At 58.2% G+C, this 3,752-nt stretch carries 4 protein-coding genes; all 4 read left to right on the top strand.

What is annotated here, in order from left to right:
* The coding region (locus VXQ92_RS15390; RefSeq protein ID WP_182566913.1) for a phage minor tail protein L at positions 1-545 on the top strand (545 nt) is incomplete at its 5' end.
* Between the two features lie 5 nt (positions 546-550).
* Positions 551-1,294 (top strand): C40 family peptidase, encoded by a 744-nt coding sequence (locus tag VXQ92_RS15385; protein WP_000194780.1) that lies wholly within the window; start codon positions 551-553, stop codon positions 1,292-1,294.
* Entirely contained in the window at positions 1,291-1,863 is a 573-nt protein-coding gene (locus VXQ92_RS15380) for a tail assembly protein (protein WP_001407644.1), read from the top strand. The genes VXQ92_RS15385 and VXQ92_RS15380 overlap by 4 nt, the downstream gene beginning before the upstream one ends.
* Before the next feature lie 60 nt (positions 1,864-1,923).
* Positions 1,924-3,752: host specificity protein J (locus VXQ92_RS15375; protein WP_416682376.1), on the top strand; the 1,829-nt coding region annotated here is incomplete at its 3' end.

Below are 3,752 nucleotides of genomic sequence, written 5' to 3'. Positions count from 1 at the left end.
AGGGGCGACAGTATCAGCCGTATCCCATTCAGGGGAGCGGTTTTGAACTGAATGGCAAAGGCACCAGTACGCGCCCCACGCTGACGGTTTCTAACCTGTACGGTATGGTCACCGGGATGGCGGAAGATATGCAGAGTCTGGTCGGCGGAACGGTGGTCCGGCGTAAGGTTTACGCCCGTTTTCTGGATGCGGTGAACTTCGTCAACGGAAACAGTTACGCCGATCCGGAGCAGGAGGTGATCAGCCGCTGGCGCATTGAGCAGTGCAGCGAACTGAGCGCGGTGAGTGCCTCCTTTGTACTGTCCACGCCGACGGAAACGGATGGCGCTGTTTTTCCGGGACGTATCATGCTGGCCAACACCTGCACCTGGACCTATCGCGGTGACGAGTGCGGTTATAGCGGTCCGGCTGTCGCGGATGAATATGACCAGCCAACGTCCGATATCACGAAGGATAAATGCAGCAAATGCCTGAGCGGTTGTAAGTTCCGCAATAACGTCGGCAACTTTGGCGGCTTCCTTTCCATTAACAAACTTTCGCAGTAAATCCCATGACACAGACAGAATCAGCGATTCTGGCGCACGCCCGGCGATGTGCGCCAGCGGAGTCGTGCGGCTTCGTGGTAAGCACGCCGGAGGGGGAAAGATATTTCCCCTGCGTGAATATCTCCGGTGAGCCGGAGGCGTATTTCCGTATGTCGCCGGAAGACTGGCTGCAGGCAGAAATGCAGGGTGAGATTGTGGCGCTGGTCCACAGCCACCCCGGTGGTCTGCCCTGGCTGAGTGAGGCCGACCGGCGGCTGCAGGTGCAGAGTGATTTGCCGTGGTGGCTGGTCTGCCGGGGGACGATTCATAAGTTCCGCTGTGTGCCGCATCTCACCGGGCGGCGCTTTGAGCACGGTGTGACGGACTGTTACACACTGTTCCGGGATGCTTATCATCTGGCGGGGATTGAGATGCCGGACTTTCATCGTGAGGATGACTGGTGGCGTAACGGCCAGAATCTCTATCTGGATAATCTGGAGGCGACGGGGCTGTATCAGGTGCCGTTGTCAGCGGCACAGCCGGGCGATGTGCTGCTGTGCTGTTTTGGTTCATCAGTGCCGAATCACGCCGCAATTTACTGCGGCGACGGCGAGCTGCTGCACCATATTCCTGAACAACTGAGCAAACGAGAGAGGTACACCGACAAATGGCAGCGACGCACACACTCCCTCTGGCGTCACCGGGCATGGCGCGCATCTGCCTTTACGGGGATTTACAACGATTTGGTCGCCGCATCGACCTTCGTGTGAAAACGGGGGCTGAAGCCATCCGGGCACTGGCCACACAGCTCCCGGCGTTTCGTCAGAAACTGAGCGACGGCTGGTATCAGGTACGGATTGCCGGGCGGGACGTCAGCACGTCCGGGTTAACGGCGCAGTTACATGAGACTCTGCCTGATGGCGCTGTAATTCATATTGTTCCCAGAGTCGCCGGGGCCAAGTCAGGTGGCGTATTCCAGATTGTCCTGGGGGCTGCCGCCATTGCCGGATCATTCTTTACCGCCGGAGCCACCCTTGCAGCATGGGGGGCAGCCATTGGGGCCGGTGGTATGACCGGCATCCTGTTTTCTCTCGGTGCCAGTATGGTGCTCGGTGGTGTGGCGCAGATGCTGGCACCGAAAGCCAGAACTCCCCGTATACAGACAACGGATAACGGTAAGCAGAACACCTATTTCTCCTCACTGGATAACATGGTTGCCCAGGGCAATGTTCTGCCTGTTCTGTACGGGGAAATGCGCGTGGGGTCACGCGTGGTTTCTCAGGAGATCAGCACGGCAGACGAAGGGGACGGTGGTCAGGTTGTGGTGATTGGTCGCTGATGCAAAATGTTTTATGTGAAACCGCCTGCGGGCGGTTTTGTCATTTATGGAGCGTGAGGAATGGGTAAAGGAAGCAGTAAGGGGCATACCCCGCGCGAAGCGAAGGACAACCTGAAGTCCACGCAGTTGCTGAGTGTGATCGATGCCATCAGCGAAGGGCCGATTGAAGGTCCGGTGGATGGCTTAAAAAGCGTGCTGCTGAACAGTACGCCGGTGCTGGACACTGAGGGGAATACCAACATATCCGGTGTCACGGTGGTGTTCCGGGCTGGTGAGCAGGAGCAGACTCCGCCGGAGGGATTTGAATCCTCCGGCTCCGAGACGGTGCTGGGTACGGAAGTGAAATATGACACGCCGATCACCCGCACCATTACGTCTGCAAACATCGACCGTCTGCGCTTTACCTTCGGTGTACAGGCACTGGTGGAAACCACCTCAAAGGGTGACAGGAATCCGTCGGAAGTCCGCCTGCTGGTTCAGATACAACGTAACGGTGGCTGGGTGACGGAAAAAGACATCACCATTAAGGGCAAAACCACCTCGCAGTATCTGGCCTCGGTGGTGATGGGTAACCTGCCGCCGCGCCCGTTTAATATCCGGATGCGCAGGATGACGCCGGACAGCACCACAGACCAGCTGCAGAACAAAACGCTCTGGTCGTCATACACTGAAATCATCGATGTGAAACAGTGCTACCCGAACACGGCACTGGTCGGCGTGCAGGTGGACTCGGAGCAGTTCGGCAGCCAGCAGGTGAGCCGTAATTATCATCTGCGCGGGCGTATTCTGCAGGTGCCGTCGAACTATAACCCGCAGACGCGGCAATACAGCGGTATCTGGGACGGAACGTTTAAACCGGCATACAGCAACAACATGGCCTGGTGTCTGTGGGATATGCTGACCCATCCGCGCTACGGCATGGGGAAACGTCTTGGTGCGGCGGATGTGGATAAATGGGCGCTGTATGTCATCGGCCAGTACTGCGACCAGTCAGTGCCGGACGGCTTTGGCGGCACGGAGCCGCGCATCACCTGTAATGCGTACCTGACCACACAGCGTAAGGCGTGGGATGTGCTCAGCGATTTCTGCTCGGCGATGCGCTGTATGCCGGTATGGAACGGGCAGACGCTGACGTTCGTGCAGGACCGACCGTCGGATAAGACGTGGACCTATAACCGCAGTAATGTGGTGATGCCGGATGATGGCGCGCCGTTCCGCTACAGCTTCAGCGCCCTGAAGGACCGCCATAATGCCGTTGAGGTGAACTGGATTGACCCGAACAACGGCTGGGAGACGGCGACAGAGCTTGTTGAAGATACGCAGGCCATTGCCCGTTACGGTCGTAATGTTACGAAGATGGATGCCTTTGGCTGTACCAGCCGGGGGCAGGCACACCGCGCCGGGCTGTGGCTGATTAAAACAGAACTGCTGGAAACGCAGACCGTGGATTTCAGCGTCGGCGCAGAAGGGCTTCGCCATGTACCGGGCGATGTTATTGAAATCTGCGATGATGACTATGCCGGTATCAGCACCGGTGGTCGTGTGCTGGCGGTGAACAGCCAGACCCGGACGCTGACGCTCGACCGTGAAATCACGCTGCCATCCTCCGGTACCGCGCTGATAAGCCTGGTTGACGGAAGTGGCAATCCGGTCAGCGTGGAGGTTCAGTCCGTCACCGACGGCGTGAAGGTAAAAGTGAGCCGTGTTCCTGACGGTGTTGCTGAATACAGCGTATGGGAGCTGAAGCTGCCGACGCTGCGCCAGCGACTGTTCCGCTGCGTGAGTATCCGTGAGAACGACGACGGCACGTATGCCATCACCGCCGTGCAGCATGTGCCGGAAAAAGAGGCCATCGTGGATAACGGGGCGCACTTTGACGGCGAACAGAG

The sequence above is a fragment of the Acinetobacter sp. 228 genome (genome assembly GCF_048147885.1).
This window is presented reverse-complemented; position numbering and strand designations above follow the sequence as displayed.